Source organism: Ensifer sp. 38_S197, assembly GCF_056924495.1.
The window spans coordinates 3,929,410-3,948,073 of the sequence record NZ_JBXOVZ010000002.1 but is presented as its reverse complement, the minus strand read 5'-3'; the positions used below and the strand labels follow the sequence as shown (position 1 = coordinate 3,948,073).

General features: G+C 62.6%; 15 protein-coding genes. 11 read left to right on the top strand and 4 right to left on the bottom strand.

Annotated elements, in window-relative coordinates; genetic code table 11:
• Positions 1 to 151: 151 nt before the first annotated feature.
• From AC1Z3V_RS32180 to cysQ, 4 genes are all read right to left on the bottom strand, one after another.
• A complete protein-coding gene (locus AC1Z3V_RS32180; protein ID WP_483504048.1) occupies positions 152 to 1,708 on the bottom strand; it encodes a VOC family protein in 1,557 nt (518 codons plus the stop codon).
• Between the two features lie 92 nt (positions 1,709 to 1,800).
• Positions 1,801 to 2,658 (bottom strand): SDR family NAD(P)-dependent oxidoreductase, encoded by an 858-nt coding sequence (locus AC1Z3V_RS32175; protein WP_483504047.1) that lies wholly within the window; start codon positions 2,656 to 2,658, stop codon positions 1,801 to 1,803.
• 416 nt (positions 2,659 to 3,074) lie between these two features.
• Positions 3,075 to 3,587: a Dps family protein gene (locus tag AC1Z3V_RS32170; protein WP_429820355.1), complete on the bottom strand. Its 513-nt coding sequence runs from the start codon at positions 3,585 to 3,587 to the stop codon at positions 3,075 to 3,077.
• A 302-nt stretch (positions 3,588 to 3,889) separates the two neighbouring features.
• Entirely contained in the window at positions 3,890 to 4,666 is a 777-nt protein-coding gene (gene cysQ, locus AC1Z3V_RS32165) for a 3'(2'),5'-bisphosphate nucleotidase CysQ (RefSeq protein ID WP_483504046.1), read from the bottom strand.
• Positions 4,667 to 4,896: 230 nt separating this feature from the next.
• On the opposite strand from cysQ, the gene AC1Z3V_RS32160 reads away from it, so the two are divergent.
• The 11 genes from AC1Z3V_RS32160 to AC1Z3V_RS32110 all read left to right on the top strand — a co-directional run bounded on the left by AC1Z3V_RS32160 (position 4,897) and on the right by AC1Z3V_RS32110 (position 18,492).
• Entirely contained in the window at positions 4,897 to 6,147 is a 1,251-nt protein-coding gene (locus tag AC1Z3V_RS32160; protein WP_483504045.1) for a sarcosine oxidase subunit beta family protein, read from the top strand.
• A 74-nt stretch (positions 6,148 to 6,221) separates the two neighbouring features.
• On the top strand, positions 6,222 to 6,500 hold the full coding sequence (locus tag AC1Z3V_RS32155; protein WP_483504044.1) for a sarcosine oxidase subunit delta: 279 nt from the start codon (positions 6,222 to 6,224) through the stop codon (positions 6,498 to 6,500).
• Positions 6,497 to 9,454: a sarcosine oxidase subunit alpha family protein gene (locus AC1Z3V_RS32150; RefSeq protein ID WP_483504043.1), complete on the top strand. Its 2,958-nt coding sequence runs from the start codon at positions 6,497 to 6,499 to the stop codon at positions 9,452 to 9,454. Before AC1Z3V_RS32155 ends, AC1Z3V_RS32150 begins: the two co-directional genes overlap by 4 nt.
• Before the next feature lie 10 nt (positions 9,455 to 9,464).
• Positions 9,465 to 10,019 carry a sarcosine oxidase subunit gamma gene (locus AC1Z3V_RS32145; protein ID WP_483504042.1) on the top strand — a complete coding sequence of 185 codons (555 nt, stop codon included), beginning with the start codon at positions 9,465 to 9,467 and terminating at the stop codon, positions 10,017 to 10,019.
• 255 nt (positions 10,020 to 10,274) lie between these two features.
• Positions 10,275 to 12,701, top strand: coding sequence for a GcvT family protein (locus AC1Z3V_RS32140; RefSeq protein WP_483504041.1), 2,427 nt, complete (start codon positions 10,275 to 10,277; stop codon positions 12,699 to 12,701).
• A gap of 286 nt (positions 12,702 to 12,987) precedes the next feature.
• A complete protein-coding gene (locus AC1Z3V_RS32135; RefSeq protein ID WP_429820831.1) occupies positions 12,988 to 13,890 on the top strand; it encodes a branched-chain amino acid ABC transporter permease in 903 nt (300 codons plus the stop codon).
• A gap of 4 nt (positions 13,891 to 13,894) precedes the next feature.
• Positions 13,895 to 15,280 carry a high-affinity branched-chain amino acid ABC transporter permease LivM gene (gene livM, locus AC1Z3V_RS32130; protein ID WP_483504040.1) on the top strand — a complete coding sequence of 462 codons (1,386 nt, stop codon included), beginning with the start codon at positions 13,895 to 13,897 and terminating at the stop codon, positions 15,278 to 15,280.
• Positions 15,280 to 16,164: an ABC transporter ATP-binding protein gene (locus AC1Z3V_RS32125; RefSeq protein WP_429820827.1), complete on the top strand. Its 885-nt coding sequence runs from the start codon at positions 15,280 to 15,282 to the stop codon at positions 16,162 to 16,164. Before livM ends, AC1Z3V_RS32125 begins: the two co-directional genes overlap by 1 nt.
• A complete protein-coding gene (locus AC1Z3V_RS32120) occupies positions 16,164 to 16,889 on the top strand; it encodes an ABC transporter ATP-binding protein (protein ID WP_483504039.1) in 726 nt (241 codons plus the stop codon). Before AC1Z3V_RS32125 ends, AC1Z3V_RS32120 begins: the two co-directional genes overlap by 1 nt.
• Positions 16,890 to 16,913: 24 nt before the next feature.
• Positions 16,914 to 17,258, top strand: a complete 345-nt coding sequence (locus AC1Z3V_RS32115; RefSeq protein ID WP_429816634.1) for a DUF6867 family protein — start codon at positions 16,914 to 16,916, stop codon at positions 17,256 to 17,258.
• A 115-nt stretch (positions 17,259 to 17,373) separates the two neighbouring features.
• Positions 17,374 to 18,492 (top strand): branched-chain amino acid ABC transporter substrate-binding protein, encoded by a 1,119-nt coding sequence (locus AC1Z3V_RS32110; protein WP_429816632.1) that lies wholly within the window; start codon positions 17,374 to 17,376, stop codon positions 18,490 to 18,492.
• Positions 18,493 to 18,664 lie beyond the last annotated feature (172 nt).

Below are 18,664 nucleotides of genomic sequence, written 5' to 3'. Positions count from 1 at the left end.
AACACCTTTCGTCAGGGCATGGACCGATCGCCTCAAGACCAAATCCAGCCTCTGATGTGTCAGCTATCTCCCCGAACACCTGTCTCCACGGACTGAACACCTGACCCGAGGATGACGGAGAGAGGAGCGGCCGCGGGCTGAAGGAGACCCCTCAGAGCCCCTTGTCCTCCAGCCATTGTTGAATGGCCGCAATATCCGGAGCGCCGATTTCATGCCCCATGTCGAGTTCGGCCGCCGTCAGGTCCGCACCCGTGCGTGACAGCTCCGCCTTCAGCCGGGGCGCGAATTCTCCATAGCTGTCGTGCTGGCCCGTGAGCAACAGCACCTTCGTGCCGGTCAAATTCGGCGGCGGCACGTCGTCGATGACGAGCATCGAGCGCATCAGCACGACGTTGCGGATGAGGCCCGGATGTAACAGCATCAGTGCCACCAGCAGGTTGGCGCCATTGGAATAGCCGATGAAGACGGTCTTATCGAGGTCGATCCGGTAGCCGTCCGCAGCCCCTTCGACGAAGGCGGCGAAGGCGTCGGCCTCCGCGCGCACGTCCTTCTGGTCGAAGGTCGTCGGCGAATAGCGCCGGAACCAGCGCGGCATGCCTTCTTCGTTCGCCCGGCCGCGGATGCCGATGAGCGTCGCTTGCCTGTTGACCTGGTGGGCGAGGTGGAGAAGTTGTGTCTCGTTGGCGCCGCTGCCGTGAAGCAGCATGAAGGTGCGGTCATCCAGCACGTCAGGATGATAGAAGCGGTGCACGAAGGGCAGGTCGCGCTCCGTCAGCCGCGGTTCTCCCGGGAGCGCGAATTGCGGCATGGCGAGCAGCATCTCTTCCCTCGCGGCGCTGAAATGCGCGGGGACGAAAAGCTCGGTGCCGAGCGTTTCCTTGGGCTCGTCGACCGTGAAGCCGGGCACGTCGCTTGCCAGTTCGTAGAGCGAGCCGCCCGGCTCGCGCACATAGAGCGAATAGAAGTATTTGCGGTCATGCGCATTGATGGCGCCGGCGCCATCGCGTTGCAGGTCGTCGCGCACCCGTTCCACCGCTGCCCGATCGGGAGCGCGGAAGGCGATGTGATCGATCGTTCCGGTTCCGGGCGCGGACGTCCAGAAGCCGGTCGCGTCGCGCACGTCGATGACGTCGCCGGAGGCGGAGGTGAGGCGACGGATCGTGTCGCTGGAGGCCGTTTCGCTGTAACCGAAATGCGTTTTCAGGAAGCGAACGGACTCTTCCGGCTTCTCGGTGAGGATCGTGGCGCCGCGCAGGCGTCGGATCGCATCTTCCTCCGGGATGTCGCGCGTGCTCCAGGGCGCCGTGGCGGAAACCGCCTCAGTGCCGACGAGCTTGACGATGACGCCGTCCGGATCCTTGAGCCGCAGCACCGGTTCGCCGAACTCCTGCGACGGCCCCGAGGTGGCGATGTTGAATTGCAGCGCGCGGGTCAGCCAGAAGCCGATGCTCTCCGGCCGGATGGCGAAGGCGATTTCGCTTGGCTGGCTGTGACCGACCCGTCCGCGGCCGCCATCCTCCCACATCAGGAAAGTGACGAGCGATCCGGGTGAGCCCTCGGCGTCGCCATAGAAGAGGTGCAACTGGTTGGCATCCTCGTAGCCGCCCGTCCGCTTGACGAGCCGCAAGCCCAGGAAGCCGACATAGAAATCGACGTTTGCCTGGACCTTGCGGGCGATCAGGGTGATGTGGTGGATGCCGCTCGTCATTGTCGGTCCCTCGTTGGTATGTGCTCACAAAACACGAGACGGAGCGTTGGCGCCAGAAGCGCTGCGGAGAACGCTGCGTTTACGCGCGAAGATCAGTCGCGGCTCTTTTCCAGGAATGCCTTGAAGGCATCCGCGTGGTCCGGATGCCAGCGCGACAGCGGCGGCCGGTTCTCGACGATATCGCGGGCGGCCCACAGAATACGGCGCTCGTCGGTGGGGCGGGGGACGTCGTTGTCGGGGCAGAGAATGTAGAAGTCGCCGCGCGCCAGGCTTTCCATCATGAAGTCGACGGTCTGCTCCGGCGTCCAGGCGCCGGCCGGCTTTTCGCTGCGGCCCTGGGCCGTCAGCCCGGTATAGACGAAGCCGGGGATGAGGAGATGCGCGTGGACCTGGCTTCCGGCAGTGTTGCGCAACTCATGCTCGAGCGCTTCGGTGAAGACCTTCACGCCTGCCTTCGAGACATTGTAGGCCGGGTCGCCCGGCGGCGTGGTGATGCCTTGCTTCGAGCCGGTGTTGATGATGACGGCCGGTTTGCCGTGCGCGATCATGCGTGCCGCGAAAACGCGAGAACCGTTGATGACGCCCCAAAGGTTGACGCCAAGCGTCGCTTCCCAGGCAGCCAATGGACCGAGGATCGTGCTGCCGGGCTGGATGCCGGCATTGTTCATCAGCACATGCACCTCGCCGAACCGCTGATGCACGCCGCGTTCGAGCGCTTCCAGGTCTTCGAGCCGCGACACGTCGGTCGGTATTGCCACGATTTGTTGCGCTCGACCGGGCGCGGCGGCGGCGACTTCGGCCGCTGCCTTGTCCAGCTTCTCGCCGGCAAGGTCGGTGAGCACGACGCGCAAGCCGAGCGAGGCGAAGTGGCGAGCGGCGGCCAGACCGATGCCGGAGGCGGCGCCGGTGATGACGGCAAGATTGTCGGGGGCGAAGGCAGGATGTGACATGACGGAACTCCTGTGGCGGGATCGCGTGCAAGACATAGGGCGCCGAAGACGGCCTGTCCATTGGGGTTCCCGGGAACTGCTCCTGAAAACCATGTGTTTTCAAGGCTGTCCCTACAGCGCCATGCGTCTTGTCAGACGCGCAAAGGCCGCAGTAGGATTTTGATTTGCTGCGTGTCTTCGTCCTTGAATCGATGTCGATTTAAGGAGACATGCAGTAGCGCCAGCTCGACCATTTCCGCGCCTTCACAAAGGAGGAACTTGCGTTCGTATCGCATTCAAGACCGACGAGCTCGCAGTCGATGGCGGCGAAACCATCGTCGCCGACGGCGCGCACGGTGCCCACCTGCCGAAGGACGCCGCGAATATTTCTTTCCGATGCGGCGCCGCCGCCGCATCGATGCCAGGTGCCGAAAGGATCAGGCTGCAACGATAGCCCGCAGCATCCATAGCGCTTTTTCGTGGAAATCGAGGCGCTCAGTCAGCATGTCGGTGGTGACGAGGTCGCCGTTCTCGTCGGCCTTGGTGCCGGCCTCGCGCATGCGGCGCGCCGCCGCCTCGTGATCGGCAATCAGGTCCGCCACCATTTCGGCCGCGGTCGTATGACTGACCGAGGCCGCACTGGGCGCGAAAGTCTTTGCTTCGGCAAGTTTCGCCGGGGCGAGATGGCCAAGGGCACGGATGCGTTCGGCGATGATGTCGGTTGCCTTGAACAACGCATTGTAGTGTTCTTCGGTCAGTTCGTGCAGCGGCTTGAACAGAGGGCCAACCACATTCCAATGGTAGATGTGGCTTTTGATCACCAGCTTGTAAGTTTCGGCCAGGATGTCGGAAAGCGCTACGGCCATGTGTTGGCGATAGGCCTTGGTCAGACCGATGTCGAATTCCTCGTCCCTGACCTTGGGCTTCAGCACGGCGGCTGTCTGTTTCATTCTCCTGCTCCAGTTCTGTCTTTGAAAACGTCGAGCGAATGCGGCGGTGGCCGGTCGCCTGTGTTGAACGCCGCGGTGGGGCGGTTGTTCCGGCCGCATAGGCGGCCGTCACATGCCCTTTAAACGCCAGGGTAGGCCAGGGAGACGGCCTGTCGGCTCAGCGCGCGTGCGGGAAAAGGTCCCGACCATGTCACTGTTCCAGCCGGACGCGGAGAGGACCGGGGTTACCCCAAAGTGAAAATATGGTGTGGCCGCAGAACTGCGACGCGTAGATAGCGGCTCCGCCGTAAAGAAAGGAGCAATCAGGGCTTGCCGCGCGAGACGAACCAGGGGTTGGCGAAGTCGCTATCGTCCTTCTGGTTGCGCTTGCCGTAGGTGAGCGGCGCGCCGTCCATCGTCAGGGTTTCACCGCCGGCCGCCCGAAGGATGGCGTCGCCCGCGGCCGTGTCCCATTCCATCGTGCGGCTGAAGCGTGGATAGACGTCGGCAAGCCCCTCGGCGAGAAGGCAGAACTTGAGGGACGAACCGACCGCCCTGTAGTCGACGATGCCGTGCTCGGCGAGGTAGGCGGTCGTTTCGGCGCTGTTATGCGAACGGCTGGCAAGTCCCACCATGCGATCGCCGCAACTGCGGCAGCCAATGACAGTTTCATTGTCGAGGTGGAAGGTCTCGTCGATGACCGCCTTTACTGCCTTGCCGTGGTGGGCGGCATAGAGGATGCCGAGTGCGGGCGCGTAGACGACGCCGGCCACGGGCGCGCCGTTCTCGATCAACGCGATATTGACGGTAAAGTCGTCATGCCGGCCGATGAATTCCTTCGTGCCATCGAGGGGGTCGACCAGGAAGAAGGATCTGCCGGATATATCAGGCACGAAACCGGCGGCGACCGCTTCCTCGGCGACAACCGGAATCTCCGGAAAGGCGCGGGCGAGGTCCGCGAGGATGATGCGCTCGGCGCAGGCGTCGGCGTCGGTGACCGGCGAACAGTCCGGCTTGTAGGTGACCTCCGGGCCAGCGTTATAGATGTCGAGAATGGCCCGACCCGCTGAAATCGCCGATTGTTGCAGTATCTCCAGCATTCGCCCTTACTTTCCGTCCGTCATCAGCCTCATAACATATCGAGAATAGGAAGGTAGTCATGCTTTGGCGGTAGGCGCATTCCGTTCGCGACAATCATCGATTCGTTCCGTCGGCCAGCCAGCTGCATGATGAGCCGGCGAAGGGTTTTTTGCAGCTGCGAGGCGCATGTGTCTTTGCTTCCGCCGCGCGGCTGTGCAAATGTGCCGATGCAACTGAACTGGATGCCTTCATGCGTTATTCCGCCTTCTCGCTCGTCAGGAACGCCCTTTCCGGAAACCTGAATTGGAAGCCGCAATGGCGCCAGCCGCAACCGAAGCCGCACTATGACGTGATCATCGTCGGCGGCGGTGGGCACGGGCTTTCGACGGCCTATTACCTTGCCAAGGAATTCGGCGTGAAGAACGTCGCCGTTCTGGAGAAAGGCTATCTCGGTTCGGGCAATGTCGGCCGCAACACAACGATCGTGCGCTCCAACTACATGCTGCCCGGCAACGAACCATTCTACGAGTTCTCGATGAAGCTCTGGGAAGGGCTGGAGCAGGATCTCAACTACAATGTGATGCTGTCGCAGCGCGGCGTCATCATGCTTTACCACAGTGACGGCCAGCGCGACGCCTATGTCCGGCGCGGCAACGCGATGTGGATGGAGGGGGTGGCCGCCGAACTCATCGAGCGTGAGCAGTTGAAGAAGATGATCCCCTTCCTCAATTACGATCACGCCCGCTATCCAATCCTTGGCGGCCTGTTGCAGCGGCGCGCCGGCACCGCGAGACATGATGCGGTCGCCTGGGGCTACGCCCGTGGCGCCGACCGGCACGGCGTCGACATCATCGAACATTGCGAGGTGACCGGCATCCGCCGCGAAAACGGCGTCGTCACCGGCGTCGAGACCACCAGAGGCTTCATCGGCTGCGGCAAGCTGGCATTGGCGGCGGCCGGGAATTCGTCGCGGGTCGGCGAGATGGCGGGTCTCAAGCTGCCGCTCGAAAGCCATGTGCTGCAGGCCTTCGTCACCGAGGGGCTGAAGCCCTGCATCGACCACGTGATCGTCTATGGCGGCGGCCACTTCTACATCTCGCAATCGGACAAGGGCGGCCTCGTCTTTGGTGCCGAGATCGACGGCTATTCTTCCTACGCCCAGCGCGGCAACCTCGCGACCGCCGAGCACGTAATGGAGGAGGGGGTGGCGATGATCCCAGGCCTGTCGCGGGTGCGGGTGCTGCGCGCCTGGGGCGGCGTCATGGACATGAGCATGGACGGATCGCCGATCATCGACCGCACCTCGATCGACAATCTCTACCTGAACTGCGGCTGGTGCTATGGCGGCTTCAAGGCGACACCGGCTTCCGGCTATTGCTTCGCCCACCTGATCGCCAGGAACGACACGCATCCCGCGGCAAGAGCTCTCAGGCTCGACCGTTTTGCACGCGGCTATGCCGTCGACGAGGCCGGCGCCGGCCCGCAACCCAATCTCCATTGACAGCACGTGGCCGACCTGTCGGCCCGCACGGAATGAACAGGAAGCCGCAACACGGCTTCAGGACACGGAAGACGATGGCAAGCCTGATTACCTGCCCGCACTGCGGGGTCCGACCGAAGGAAGAGTTTGCGATCCGCGGCGACGCGTCGCGCGGCCGCCCGGAACCGATGGATTCGGACGAAGCCTGGCACGATTATGTCTATGTGCGTGCCAATCCGCGCGGCCGCACCTTCGAGCATTGGCATCACATCGCCGGCTGTCGACGCTTCCTCGTGGTCGCGCGCGATACGGGCACCCACGAGGTCTATTCCGTCATCGATGCGGTGGAGTTTCTGCGGAGGACCGAGCGATGACCGGCTATCGTCTTTCCTCCGGCGGCCTCGTCGATCGCAGCCAGGCGCTGAGCTTCACCTTCGACGGCCGACCGCTACGCGGCTTTGCCGGCGATACGCTCGCCTCGGCGCTGCTTGCCAATGACCAGCTGCTCGTCGGTCGCAGCTTCAAGTACCATCGGCCGCGCGGCATCGTCAGTGCCGGGCCTTCCGAGCCGAACGCACTCGTCACCATCGGTTCCGGTGCGCGCACCGACGCAAACACCAAGGTGACGGTCGCCGAACTTTATGGTGGGCTGACCGCCAAGAGCCAGAACCGCTGGCCCTCGCTCGGCTTCGATGTTGGTGCCGCCAACGGCCTGCTGTCGCCGTTCCTCGGCGCCGGCTTCTACTACAAGACCTTCATGTGGCCGAAGCAATTCTGGGAGCGCGTCTACGAGCCCTTTATCCGCCGCGCCGCCGGCCTCGGACGGGCCGTGCTGGAGCGTGACCCGGAGAGCTACGAGAAGTCCTGGGCGTTCTGTGATCTGCTCGTCGTCGGTGCCGGTCCTGCCGGCCTGATGGCGGCGCTGACGGCCGGCCGTGCCGGGCTGCGCGTCATCGTCGCGGACGAGGATTTCCGGTTCGGCGGCTCCCTGCTTTCGACCACCGAGACCATTGACGGCGGCGCGGCTTCGGTCTTCGCGGATCGTGCAGTTGCAGAGTTGCAATCGCTGCCGAACGTCACGCTGCTTCCGCGCGCCACCGTTTTCGGCTGGTACGACGACAATGTCTTCGGGGCGGTCGAACGCGTCCAGAAACACGTCGCCGAACCGTCGTCGAAGCTTGTGAGCGAGCGCGTCTGGCGCATCGTTGCCAAGCGCGCTCTGCTTGCGACCGGCGCAGAGGAACGGCCGCTGGTCTTCGGTGGAAACGATCGCCCCGGCGTAATGATGGCCGGTGCCATGACGACCTATGCCGAACGCTACGGTGTCGCAGCCGGCAAGTCGGTCGCGATCTTCACCAGCGGTAGCGCCGGCTATCGCACGGCGCGCGCGCTTTCTGCCAAAGGCGTCGCCATAGCGGCGATCGTCGATGCCCGGGCGGAATCCGGCGATCGGGCGCCCGATGGCGTCAGGGTCATCCGTTCTGCCTCGATCGTCGATACCAAGGGCCGGCAACGCCTCAAAGGCATCGTCGTCGAACGCTCCGGTTTCGAGGAGCTGATCGCCTGCGACGCGCTCGGCATGTCCGGCGGCTGGAGCCCGGTCGTGCATCTTGCGTGCCAGCGCGGTGCAAGACCGGTCTGGTCGGAGGAATTGAAGGCGTTCGCTGCCCCCGATGTCGGTGCTGGCCTTCGTCCCGTCGGTGCTGCCAATGGCGTCTATGCGCTCGCCGGCTGCCTATCCGATGGCGTGGCAAAGGCCGCAGCAGTGGCGGTGGAACTCGGTTTCAACGTCACACCGGCGGCGCCACCCGTCGTCGATGGCGAGGAAGCCTCTTCCTTTGCGGCGCTCTGGTACGTACCGGGCGCCAAGTCGAAGGCGTTCGTCGACTTTCAGAACGACGTGCATGCGAAGGATCTCGGCCTCGCTCTTCGCGAAGGCTTCGGCCACGTGGAGCATGCCAAGCGCTACACGACCAACGGCATGGCGACCGACCAGGGCAAGCTTTCCAACATCAATGCCGTCGGCATTCTCGCGGGCATGCGCGGCGTCAGCCCGGCCGAGGTCGGCACAACGACCTTCCGGCCCTTCTACACGCCGGTTTCCTTCGGCGCACTTGCGGGCGCGGCGCGCGACGAACATGCGGTGCCGGCACGGAAATCGCCACTGCATGGCTGGGCGACGAAAAACGGTGCGACCTTCGTCGAGGCGGGGCTCTGGTACCGCTCCGCCTGGTTCCCGCGCGCCGGCGAGAAGACCTGGCGCGAATGCGTCGATCGCGAAGTGCTGAACGTACGCGCCAATGTCGGCCTCTGCGACGTCTCGACGCTCGGCAAGATCGAGGTTTTCGGTCCGGACGCCGCGGAGTTCCTCAACCGGCTCTATTGCAACCCGGTCCTGAAACTGCCCGTCGGCAAGGCGCGCTATGGCCTGATGCTGCGCGAAGACGGCTTCGTCTTCGACGACGGCACGGTGAGCCGGTTCGACGAGGAGCATTTCTTCGTGACGACGACAACGGCGATGGCCGGGCCGGTGATGGCCCACATGGAATATTGTGCCCAGGCGCTCTGGCCGGAACTTGAGGTCCGGTTCACCTCGTCTACGGACCAATGGGCGCAGATGGCGGTCGCCGGTCCGAAGGCGCGCGCGGTATTGCAGCAGATCGTCGACGGCGACATTTCCGATGACGCATTTCCGTTCCTTTCCGCCCGGAAGATTGTTCTGAAAAACGGTGTTTCCGCGCGGCTCTTCCGCATCTCCTTCTCCGGGGAACTCGCCTTCGAGCTGGCAGTGCCGGCGGGTTACGGCGAAGCGGTTGCGGACCAGATCATGGAGACCGGCCGGCCGCACGACATCTGTGCCTATGGTGTCGAAGCGCTCAATGTGCTGCGCCTGGAGAAGGGGTTGCTGACGCATGCCGAATTCGATGGTCGCGTCACGCCCGACGACGCCGGCCTCGGTCGCATGCTGTCGATGCAGAAGGCCGATTTCATCGGCAAGCGCCTGTCGACGCGCTACGGATTGACGGCGGCCGACCGCATGCAGCTCGTCGGCCTGAAGCCGGTCGACGCCGATAAGGACATGCGCGCCGGTGCCCATCTCCTGAAGGAGGGAACGAAGCCCTCGACGCTGAACGACCAGGGTTGGGTGAGCTCGGCCGGCTTCTCGCCGGTCCTGGGGCACGCCATCGCGCTTGCCTTCCTGAAGTCCGGGCGCGAGCGCTATGGCGAGAAGGTCATCGTCTTTGACAAGCTGCGCGATCAGGAGATCGTCGCCGAGGTCTGTGATCCGGTCTTCGTCGATCCGCAAAACATGAAACTGAAGGCCTGAGGAGGCGGTGATGGTTCGCGACTACAACAACCGCCACGCATTGGAGCAGAAGTTGCGCTCTGCGCCGACGCCTCCGGCAGCCGATCACCTGATGGTCGGCCATTGGCGCACGATCGCGACGGTTCTCGCTCGCGCCGGGCAGGAAGAGGCGGTTCGGCAGGCGATCGCTTCGGTATCCGAGCTGTCGCTCCGGTTCTCAGGCCCCGGGGAATGGCTGGTGGTTTCGGAGGTGGAGGCGCCGAGTGGACTGATGCGGCACCTTGAAGAGCTTTGCGGTGGGCGGGCCTATGTCGTCGACCAAAGCGACGGACGCGCCGTCTTCCGCCTTGCCGGCCCGAATGCGCGCACCATCCTCGCCAAGGGCGTCGGCCTCGATCTGCATCCTGCCGTTTTCCCACTCGGGGGCAGTGCCAACGTGCTGTGCGGCCACATCCCGGTCAATCTCGCCCGGACGGAGGAAGACGCGTTCGAACTGATCGTGGCGCGAAGCTACGCGGAATCGCTCTTCGACGACCTGATGCGGATGGGACGGGCGTTCGATCTCACGGCCGCCTTTTCGGACTGAACCGGCCTCCGGCGATAGGCTGAAAACAAATGCGGCATGAAATGCCGCAAACGGGTCGCCCATCCGCCAGCAAACGGCGGAAATGGACAAGCGTCCTTCGCAGCCGTGTCTTTATCGCCGCCGCCTTTCTGACTAGGCTGTCATCATTCGCCGCCTGAGCTTCCATGGCGGAAGGCAAGCGGTCGCCGTGCCTGATTTTTTCCTGACAATTTTGGCCATGCCTCCGGCAGGAGCATGGAAAGACGGAGTGTACGCATGAAAAGCCATGCCAAGGTCGTCGTTATCGGAGGCGGTGTCGTCGGTTGTTCGGTGCTTTATCACCTGACGAAGTTCGGCTGGACCGATGCTGTCTTGCTCGAACGATCGGAGTTGACCTCCGGCTCCACCTGGCACGCGGCCGGCGGCATGCACACGATCAACGGCGACCCGAACGTCGCCAAGCTGCAGAAATACACGGTCGAGCTCTATAAGGAGATCCAGGAATTCTCCGGCCAGGATGTCGGCTTGCACATGACGTCTGGCATGATGCTGGCAGCCACCAAGGAGCGCTTCGACTGGATGAAGTCGATCCTCGCCAAGGGCCGCTATATGGGGCTCGAGGCCGAGCTGCTGACGCCCAAGGAAGCGCATGACCTGATGCCGTTGCTCGACCCTGATCAGTTCGTCGGCGCGGTCTTCGATCCGGTCGAGGGCCATCTCGATCCCTACGGCACGACCCATGCCTATGCCAAATCGGCGAAGAAGAACGGCGCGGAGATCTATCTGCACACCAAGGTCGAGGACCTGGTGCAGCGCGAGGACGGCTCCTGGCGCGTGATCACCAATCAGGGCGAGATCATCGCCGAGCATGTCGTCAATGCCGCCGGGCTCTGGGCGCGTGAAGTGGGCCGCATGGTCGGCCTCGAGCTGCCTGTGCTCGCCATGGAGCACATGTATCTCATCACCGAAGACATGCCCGAAGTCATCGAGTTCAACCGGACGCGTGGCAAGGAACTGATGCATTGCGTCGATTTCGACGGCGAGATCTATCTGCGCCAGGAACGCAACGGCATGCTGATGGGTACCTATGAGAAGGCATGCCGCCCGTGGTCGCCGGTGACGACGCCCTGGGACTTCGGCCATGAACTGCTGGCCGAGGATATCGATCGCATTTCGCCGGAACTCGAAGTCGGCTTCCGGCATTTTCCGGCCTTCAACCGGGCCGGCATCAAGAAGATCATCAACGGCCCCTTCACCTTCTCGCCGGATGGCAATCCGCTGGTCGGCCCCGTGCGGGGCTTGCGGAACTTCTGGTCGGCCTGCGCCGTCATGGCCGGTTTCAGCCAGGGCGGCGGTGTCGGCCTGGCGCTTGCCAACTGGATGATCCATGGCGATCCCGGTTTCGACGTCTTTGCCATGGACGTCGCCCGCTACGGCGACTTTGCCACACTCGCCTATACCAATGCCAAGGTGCGCGAAAACTATTCGCGCCGTTTCTCGATCCGCTATCCGAACGAGGAGTTGCCGGGCGCGCGGCCGCTGCTGACGACGCCGATTTACGACAGGCTGAAGGCAGCCGGCGCCGTTTTCGGCGCGTCCTACGGCCTCGAAACGCCGCTGTGGTTCGCGCCCGAAGGAGTGACGGACGCCTTTTCCTGGCGGCGCTCGACGGATTTCGAGACGGTTGGCGCGGAAGCGCGCGCCGTGCGTGCGGGCGTCGGCCTGATGGAGACTTCGGGCTTTGCCAAATATGCGATCACCGGCAACGGCGCCGAGGCCTGGCTCGACCGCATGCTTGCCTGCCGCATCCCGCAGGCCGGACGCATGACGCTGGCGCCGATGCTGAAGGACGACGGCAAGCTGATCGGCGACTTCACGCTTGCCAAGCTCGGGGAGGGGGATTTCCTGCTCATCGGCTCCGGCATCGCCGAGGACTACCACATGCGCTGGTTCGAGGCGCATCTACCCGGGGACGGCTCGGTTTCGCTGAGGCCGCTGAAGCTGGAACTGGTCGGCCTGTCGATCGCAGGGCCGAAGGCGCGCGAGGTGCTTGCCGGCCTCACCCATCTCGACGTCTCGGACGCCGCCTTTCCGTTCCTGGATATCCGCCGAATGGACCTCGGCATGGCACCGGTCATCGTCGGCCGCGTCAGCTACACCGGCGATCTCGGCTACGAGATCTGGATGAAGCCGGAGTATCAGCGTTATCTCTTCGAGCTCCTGATGGAGAAGGGGGCGTCGTCCGGGATCAGACTGTTCGGCCTCAGGGCGCTGAATGCGTTGCGGGTCGAGAAATCCTTCGGTAGCTGGGCGCGCGAGTATCGACCGCTTTACGGCCCGGTCGAGGCCGGACTTGGTCGCTTCGTCGCAACCGGCAAGGAGGCCGATTTCATCGGCAAGGCGGCGGCGATCCAGGAGAAGGCCGACGGCGGCGCGCTGCGTCTCAGGACCTTCGTCCTTGAGGCAAGGGACGCCGACGTCATCGGCGACGAGCCGATCTATCTCGACGGCACCGTGCGCGGCTGGGTGACGTCGGGCGGCTATGCGCATACGAGCGGCGTCTCGGTGGCCATGGGTTACGTGCCGAAGGAGATCGCCGACCGCAGCGATGGCTGGTCGATCGAGCTCCTGGGCGAGATCCTGCCGGCGCGCCTGCAGCCGACCCCCTTGTTCGACGCGAGCGGTCAACGGATGCGCACCTGAGCGCCGAGACGGGCCACTGGTCTGGCCGGTCGGTGGCCGGACCTCCGCAAGTCTCACGGCATTTACGACTAAAGTTGATGATTTTGCGGGCGAAAGCTGCCGAAGTTTCGATTTTTCTGGCTTTAAAAGCGTCAAATCGATTTTATCGAGGAAGATTTTGCCGAAGCCGCGTTTTTTAGCTTTCCTTTTCGTTTGAAAGAGGTATGGAATCGAACAAACACAGCGCTCACAAGAGCTCAAAAAACAAAGAGACCAGACCTTAGGGATCTGGTCCAGGGGAAGATTGATGGAGTATTTCGTCCAGCAGCTCGTCAACGGGCTGACTCTTGGGTCTATTTATGGTATGATCGCAATTGGTTATACCATGGTCTACGGCATCATTGGCATGATCAACTTCGCCCACGGCGATATCTTCATGCTTGGCGGTTTCGCCGCATTGATTGTCTTTCTGATTCTCACAACATTCATCGGGGGCGTCCCGGTTGTACTTGCTCTCTTGCTGATGATGATCGTCGGCATGCTGACGGCAGGGCTGTGGAACTGGACGATCGAGAAGGTGGCTTATCGGCCGCTGCGCGGTTCGTTCCGGCTTGCGCCGCTGATCACGGCAATCGGCATGTCGATTGCATTGTCGAACTTCATCCAGGTGACGCAGGGCCCGCGCAACAAGCCGATCCCGCCGCTCGTCTCCTCGGTCTACGACATTTTCGGCATCACCATCTCGCTGAAGCAGATCATCATCATCATCATCACGGCGATCCTGCTTTCCATCTTCTGGTACATCGTCAACAGGACGCCGCTCGGTCGTGCGCAGCGTGCGACCGAACAGGATCGCAAGATGGCGGCCTTGCTCGGCGTTGACGTCGACCGCACCATCTCGGTGACCTTCATCATGGGCGCGGCACTGGCCGCCGTCGCAGGCACGATGTATCTCATGTATTATGGCGTCGTCGTCTTCACCGACGGTTTCGTTCCTGGCGTCAAGGCGTTCACCGCGGCCGTTCTCGGCGGCATCGGATCGCTGCCGGGCGCCGTTCTCGGCGGACTGCTGATCGGGCTCATCGAGTCCCTCTGGTCTGCCTACTTCACCATCGACTACAAGGACGTCGCGACCTTCTCCATTCTCGCCATCGTCCTGATCTTCAAGCCGTCTGGCATTCTCGGACGACCGGAAGTCGAGAAGGTATAATTCCATGGCAAACATTGCTTCTACGACTGCAAGCGCCGGCACTGACGTGACGGCGCGGGCCCTGCGCGAGGCTGTCTTCGCGGGCCTGATTTCGCTTGGCCTTTTTGTGCTGTTCGTCGGTCTCAAGTCCGACCAGAACATCCGCAACGAGCTCATCCTCAACCAGCGCTGGGGGCTGCTTGCGATCTTCGTGATCGTCGCCGCCGTCGGCCGCTTCTTGATGGTTGCCTATGTCCAGCCGGCCATGGCCCGCCGCAAGGCTGCCAAGGCCGCGGCTGAGGAGGTGTTGAAGGAGGAGGGCTTCTTCAGCCGCAACTTCTCGAAGCTCGCCATTTTGTTCCTGGTCGTCTATCCGCCGATCATCGTCGCGATCTTCGGCGTGCAGGGCTCGCTGAAGTGGGTCGACAATTTCGGCATCCAGATCCTGATCTATGTGATGCTGGCCTGGGGTTTGAACATCGTCGTCGGCCTCGCCGGCCTTCTGGACCTGGGTTACGTCGCCTTCTACGCGGTCGGCGCCTATTCTTACGCGCTGTTGTCGACCTATTTCGGTCTGTCGTTCTGGATCCTCCTGCCGGTCGCCGGCATCCTCTCCGCGTGCTGGGGCACAATCCTCGGCTTCCCTGTCCTGCGCCTGCGCGGTGACTATCTGGCGATCGTGACGCTTGCCTTCGGGGAAATCATCCGCCTCGTGCTGATCAACTGGACCGAGGTAACGAAGGGCACGTTCGGTGTCTCCGGCATCGCCAAGGCAACGCTGTTCGGCATCAAGTTCGATGCGTCGAAGGATGGCTTCGCAGCGCTGATGGGCTTGCCGATCTCGTCGGCCTATTACAAGATCTTCCTGTTCTACCTGATCCTCGGGCTCTGCATGCTGACGGCCTTCGTCACGATCCGGCTGCGCCGCATGCCGATCGGCCGTGCCTGGGAAGCACTGCGCGAGGACGAGATCGCCTGCAAGTCGCTTGGCATCAACACGGTCACGACCAAGCTGACGGCCTTTGCAACGGGCGCGATGTTCGGCGGTATTGCCGGCTCGTTCTTCGCCGTGCGCCAGGGCTTCGTGTCGCCTGAATCCTTCGTCTTCCTGGAATCCGCGGTCATTCTGGCGATCGTGGTTCTCGGCGGCATGGGCTCGCTGACCGGTATCGCAATCGCCGCAGTGGTGATGATCGGTGGCACCGAAATCTTGCGTGAACTGTCCTTCCTGAAGATGGTCTTCGGGCCGGACTTCACCCCTGAACTCTACCGCATGCTGATCTTTGGCCTGGCCATGGTCGTCGTCATGGTCTGGAAGCCGCGCGGCTTCGTCGGATCGCGCGAACCGACAGCCTTCCTGCACCAGCGCAAGGCCGTCTCCGGCAGCTTCACCAAGGAAGGGCACGGCTGATGGCCCGCGAGACAACGACAATGACAAAAGACCCCATTCTCAAGGTTGAGCACCTGTCGATGCGCTTCGGCGGTCTCATGGCCATCAACGACTTTTCCTTCGAAGCCTATCGCGGCGACATCACCGCGCTGATCGGCCCGAACGGCGCAGGCAAGACCACGGTGTTCAACTGCATCACCGGCTTCTACAAGCCGACGATGGGCATGATCACGATGAAGCAGAAGGCCGGTAAAGAATATCTGCTGGAACGGCTGCCGGACTTCGCGATCACCAAGCATGCCAAGGTGGCGCGTACCTTTCAGAACATCCGGATGTTCTCCGGCCTGACCGTGCTCGAAAACCTCTTGGTCGCGCAGCACAACAAGCTGATGCAGGCATCGGGTTACACGTTCCTCGGGCTCCTGGGCTTCCCCGCCTACCGGCAGGCATCGCGCGAAGCGATCGATCTTGCTAAGCATTGGCTCGAAAAAGCGTCGCTGATCGACCGTGCGGACGATCCGGCCGGCGACCTCTCCTATGGCGCGCAGCGTCGTCTCGAGATCGCCCGCGCCATGTGCACGGGACCTGAGCTTCTTTGCCTGGACGAGCCGGCCGCCGGTCTCAACCCGCGCGAATCGCTGGCGCTCAACGAGTTGTTGCAGGGCATCCGCGCCGAGACCGGCACGTCGATCCTATTGATCGAGCACGACATGTCCGTGGTCATGGAGATTTCCGATCACGTGGTGGTCCTGGAATACGGACAGAAGATTTCCGACGGCACACCGGATTTCGTCAAGAGCGATCCGAAGGTCATCGCGGCCTATCTGGGTGTCGAGGATGAAGAGGTTGAAGAGGTGATCGAACAAATCGAGGAAATCGAAGGCGGACAGGGAGGCACCAACTGATGACGGCGCCTCTTCTCCAAGTCAAAGCCGTCGAGACCTATTACGGCAACATCCGGGCGCTCAGCGGCGTCGACGTCGAGGTTCACCGCGGCGAGATCGTCTGCCTGATCGGCGCCAACGGCGCCGGCAAGTCGACCCTGATGATGACCATCTGCGGCAGCCCGCAGGCGCGCACCGGTTCGGTCTTCTTCGAAGGCCAGGACATCACCCGCATGCCGACGCACGAGATCGCACGGATGCGTATCGCCCAGTCTCCCGAGGGACGGCGCATCTTCCCGCGCATGACGGTGTTCGAGAACCTGCAGATGGGTGCGAGCCTCGACAACCTGAAGCACTTCGATCAGGACGTGGAGAAGGTGTTTACCCTTTTCCCGCGTCTGAAGGAGCGCCAGGCACAGCGCGGGGGTACGCTTTCGGGCGGCGAACAGCAGATGCTGTCGATCGGCCGCGCGCTGATGGCCCGGCCGAAGCTCCTGCTTCTCGACGAGCCGTCGCTCGGTCTCGCGCCGCTGATCGTCAAGGGCATCTTCGAAGCGATCAAGAAACTCAACAAGGACGAGGGGCTGACAGTCTTCCTCGTCGAGCAGAACGCCTTCGGGGCGCTTAAGCTTTCGGACCGCGGCTACGTGATGGTCAACGGCCGGGTGACGATGAGCGGTTCCGGCAAGGATCTGCTCGCCAATCCGGAAGTTCGCGCGGCCTATCTCGAAGGCGGCCGTCATTGATCGGCCGCATCTGGAGCAAGTGACATGCAGGGAATTCTCTACGAAGAAACGTCGATCTGGCAGTTTCTTTTCATAAGCTGCGTGCTTGGCGGCTGGACCGCCTGGCGTACGGGCAAGAGCGTGGCCGAAACCTGGGAAGGCATGCCACGGCTGCTGCTCTACGTGGCATTGCTGGGGCTGGGTATCCGTTTCATCCACCATGCCCTCTTCGCGGGCACGATGTTCAACCTGCAATACTATATCGTGGACACGATCGTACTTTTGTTGTTTGCTACCGCAGGTTTCCGGTACTACCGGACCAAGCAAATGACCAATAACTACTATTGGCTCTATGAGAAGGTTTCGCCTTTCTCCTGGAAAGCCAAATAAAGGGAACAGCGCGTGCCGGTCCGCCGCGGCCGGTGCGAAAGAAACACCGGCGCAACTATGGTGGGTGTTGCGCAGGTTGGTAACGAGACCCGCTCGAATAATTGGGAGTAACAAGATGAAAAAGTCTCTTCTGTCGGCGGTCGCGCTGACGGCTATGGTTGCCTTCAGCGGCAGCGCCTGGGCTGATGTTCTCGTTGGTGTCGCCGGCCCGCTGACTGGCCCGAACGCCGCATTCGGTGCACAGCTCCAGAAAGGTGCAGAACAGGCCGCCGCCGACATCAACGCTGCTGGCGGTATCAATGGGGAACAGATCAAGGTTGTCCTGGGCGACGACGTTTCGGACGCCAAGCAGGGCGTTTCGGTCGCCAACAAGTTCGTTGCTGACGGTGTGAAGTTCGTTGTCGGCCACTTCAACTCGGGCGTGTCCATCCCGGCTTCCGAAGTCTACGCCGAAAACGGCATCCTGCAGATCACCCCGGCCTCTACCAACCCGCAGTTCACCGAGCGCGGCCTGTGGAACACCTTCCGCACCTGCGGCCGTGACGACCAGCAGGGCGCCGTAGCCGGTGCCTACCTCGCCGCCAACTTCAAGGACGCGAAGATTGCCGTCGTTCACGACAAGACCCCCTATGGTCAGGGCCTTGCCGACGAAACCAAGAAGGCGATGAACGAAGCCGGCCTAACCGAAGCCCTCTACGAAGGCATCAACACCGGCGACAAGGACTTCTCGGCGCTGATCGCCAAGATGAAGGAAGCCGGCGTCTCGATTGTCTATTACGGCGGTCTGCACACCGAAGCCGGCCTGATCATGCGCCAGATGAAGGACCAGGGCCTCAAGGCAACCGTGATGTCGGGCGACGGTATCGTTTCGAACGAACTGGCCTCGATCGCCGGCGACGCCGTTGATGGCACGCTGATGACCTTCGCTCCGGATCCGCGCAAGAATCCGGCTGCCAAGGAACTCGTCGAGAAGTTCCGCGCTGCCGGCTTCGAACCGGAAGCCTACACGCTCTACGCTTACGCCGCTCTCCAGGTCATCGCCGAAGGCGCGAAGGCTTCGGGCGGCAACGACCCGCAGGCTGTTGCCGAAGCCATCAAGGCAAAGGGTCCGTTCAAGACCGCGATCGGCGAACTCGGCTATGACGAGAAGGGCGACATCACCCGTCCGGACTACGTCATGTACACCTGGAAGAAGGGTGAAGACGGCAAGTACAGCTACTTCCAGAACGAGTAGTTCTGATTTCGGACGTTGCGTCTGATTTGTCAGGCCCGGCGAGCGATCGCCGGGCCTTTCTTTAAGCAAAGCGACCCCCCTCTGGTCGAGGTCATGGCTTTTCGTGATAAGTGTTTCGCCTGTCGAGATGGCTGTCGCGTCGCGCCGTTTCGTGCACTCTCTCCCGAATTCT

Excerpts from the sequence above, each read along its gene's own strand:
- AC1Z3V_RS32150 (WP_483504043.1), top strand. The coding sequence starts at position 6,497 with ATGACCGGCTATCGTCTTTCCTCCGGCGGCCTCGTCGATCGCAGCCAG.
- AC1Z3V_RS32175 (WP_483504047.1), bottom strand. The coding sequence starts at position 2,658 with ATGTCACATCCTGCCTTCGCCCCCGACAATCTTGCCGTCATCACCGGC.
- cysQ (WP_483504046.1), bottom strand. The coding sequence starts at position 4,666 with ATGCTGGAGATACTGCAACAATCGGCGATTTCAGCGGGTCGGGCCATT.
- AC1Z3V_RS32115 (WP_429816634.1), top strand. The coding sequence starts at position 16,914 with ATGCAGGGAATTCTCTACGAAGAAACGTCGATCTGGCAGTTTCTTTTC.
- AC1Z3V_RS32170 (WP_429820355.1), bottom strand. The coding sequence starts at position 3,587 with ATGAAACAGACAGCCGCCGTGCTGAAGCCCAAGGTCAGGGACGAGGAA.
- AC1Z3V_RS32160 (WP_483504045.1), top strand. The coding sequence starts at position 4,897 with ATGCGTTATTCCGCCTTCTCGCTCGTCAGGAACGCCCTTTCCGGAAAC.
- AC1Z3V_RS32120 (WP_483504039.1), top strand. The coding sequence starts at position 16,164 with ATGACGGCGCCTCTTCTCCAAGTCAAAGCCGTCGAGACCTATTACGGC.
- AC1Z3V_RS32135 (WP_429820831.1), top strand. The coding sequence starts at position 12,988 with ATGGAGTATTTCGTCCAGCAGCTCGTCAACGGGCTGACTCTTGGGTCT.
- AC1Z3V_RS32140 (WP_483504041.1), top strand. The coding sequence starts at position 10,275 with ATGAAAAGCCATGCCAAGGTCGTCGTTATCGGAGGCGGTGTCGTCGGT.
- livM (WP_483504040.1), top strand. The coding sequence starts at position 13,895 with ATGGCAAACATTGCTTCTACGACTGCAAGCGCCGGCACTGACGTGACG.
- AC1Z3V_RS32180 (WP_483504048.1), bottom strand. The coding sequence starts at position 1,708 with ATGACGAGCGGCATCCACCACATCACCCTGATCGCCCGCAAGGTCCAG.
- AC1Z3V_RS32155 (WP_483504044.1), top strand. The coding sequence starts at position 6,222 with ATGGCAAGCCTGATTACCTGCCCGCACTGCGGGGTCCGACCGAAGGAA.
- AC1Z3V_RS32125 (WP_429820827.1), top strand. The coding sequence starts at position 15,280 with ATGGCCCGCGAGACAACGACAATGACAAAAGACCCCATTCTCAAGGTT.
- AC1Z3V_RS32145 (WP_483504042.1), top strand. The coding sequence starts at position 9,465 with ATGGTTCGCGACTACAACAACCGCCACGCATTGGAGCAGAAGTTGCGC.
- AC1Z3V_RS32110 (WP_429816632.1), top strand. The coding sequence starts at position 17,374 with ATGAAAAAGTCTCTTCTGTCGGCGGTCGCGCTGACGGCTATGGTTGCC.